This is a genomic window from Frankia sp. AgPm24 (assembly GCF_023243055.1).
GTDB classification, from domain to species: Bacteria; Actinomycetota; Actinomycetes; order Frankiales; family Frankiaceae; genus Frankia; species Frankia umida.
Map to the genome: position 1 here is coordinate 1 of NZ_JALKFW010000169.1, position 1771 is coordinate 1771.

The 1771-nt window shown below is 74.4% G+C and carries 1 protein-coding gene and 1 pseudogene; one reads left to right on the forward strand and one right to left on the reverse strand.

Annotated features, from left to right (window positions below; all coding sequences use genetic code 11):
• A pseudogene (locus MXD61_RS10690) lies at nt 1–543 on the forward strand (TIGR00300 family protein); the annotation flags it as partial.
• Between the two features lie 70 nt (nt 544–613).
• On the opposite strand, the gene MXD61_RS10695 reads toward MXD61_RS10690, so the two are convergent.
• On the reverse strand, nt 614–1666 hold the full coding sequence (locus MXD61_RS10695; RefSeq protein ID WP_248812681.1) for an ROK family glucokinase: 1053 nt from the start codon (nt 1664–1666) through the stop codon (nt 614–616).
• Nucleotides 1667–1771: the final 105 nt, after the last annotated feature.

Genomic DNA, 1771 nt, shown 5'->3' on the forward strand with positions numbered 1-1771 from the left:
CCGGGGGCCCGGGGGGGGGGGGGGTGGGGGGGGCGGGGGGGGGGGGGGCGGCGGCGCCGCGCCCGGGTGCAGCGGGGCAGCGAACAGCACATTCGGGCGATCAACGCGATCCGTCGGCAGGGTTCGATCCGCGCGGCGGTCGAGTCCGGCGTGCTGACCGGGGGGATCATGCACGCCATGGTCAAGGCGAACAAACCGTTCGTCGTCGTCGGCTCGGTGCGCGACGACGGGCCGCTGCCCGACGTCCACACCGATGTCATCGCCGGCCAGCGGGCGATGCGCGCCGCGCTGCGCGGCGTCGGCTACGCGCTGATGGTCGCCTCCGCGCAGCACTCGGTGGCCACGGGCAACATCCTGCCCGCGTCGATCCCGGTGGCGTGTGTGGACGTCAACCCGGCGACCGTGCACGCCCTGACCGAGCGGACCAGCGCGCACGCCGTCGGTGTGGTCGCCGACGCGGGGCTGTTCCTCGAGCAGCTCGCCCTCGAACTGGTGGCCGACTACCGTCCCGCCCGGCTGGGACCGGGCGGGACGTTCGCCTGACCTGGCCTCGGTGCCGGCCTGCTCCGCTCTGATCCGGATGTGGCTCTGATCCGCAGGTGGGTGGGGCCGCTCAGATGCGGGCGAGGTCGGCGGCGCCGACCAGACCGGCCTGGTTGCCGAGCTCGGCGATGACCACTTCGGCCATCGGACGGTGGCCATGGCCGGGCATGGTCTCGGCGAAACGGTCGCGGGCCGGGCCTAGCAGCAGTTCACCGGCGTCGGAGACGCCTCCGCCGATCACATACCGGTCGGGGTCGAGCACGGCGGCCAGGCTCGCCATCCCCTCGCCGAGCCAGTGCCCGACCTCGGTCAGGCAGCGCAGCGCGGCCGGGTCACCCTTGCGGGCGGCCTCGGTGACGTCCGGGCCGGTCAGTGCGTCGATGTCGCCGCCGCTGGCGGCCAGCATCACGGCGGCCGCGGCCGGGTCGTCGGCGGCCAGCTGCCGGGCGAGGCGGACCAGCGCGCGTCCGCTGGCGTACTGCTCCCAGCAGCCGTGGTTGCCGCAGCCGCACAGATGCCCGCCGGGAACCATCCGCATGTGACCGGTCTCCGCGCCGATACCGAACGCGCCGCGGAACAGTTCGCCGCCGACGACGATGCCGCTGCCGATGCCGGTGCCGACGGTGAGGCAGACCAGGTCACGGCGGCCGCGACCGGCGCCGAAGCGGTACTCGGCCCAGGCCGTCGCGTTGGCGTCGTTCTCGACGACCACGGGTAGGCCGACCCGGTCATGGACCTCGTCGCGCAGCGGTTCGTTCCGCCAGGCCAGGTTCGGTGCGAAGATCACCCGGGAGCGATCGGCGTCGATCCAGCCGGCGGCGCCGATACCGACCGCCCACACGTCGTAGGCGGCGGCCAGCTCCGCCACGACATCCGCGATCGTGTTCGCGACCTCGATGCTCGAATGCCCCGGGGTCGGTCGGCGCAGAGCGGCCAGCACAGTGCCGGCGCCGTCGACGACACCTGCCGCCACCTTGGTGCCACCGACGTCGACGCCGATGGTGAGACCGGCGGTGCGGCGGTCCGGCTCACCATCGGCCGCGTTGGGGACCGGTGGGAGAGGGCTGACGGGCAGGGGGCTGGCAGACAGGGGGCTGGCAGGCAGCGGATCTGTGATGCTCATGTGATCTCGATCCTTTGGACGCGGGGTCTGGGCGATGCGGCGGCCCGGGCAGGGGCCGCCGCGGCCGTCGCCGCCCCGATCGCGTCGTCGGCGGCCCGCTCGGCG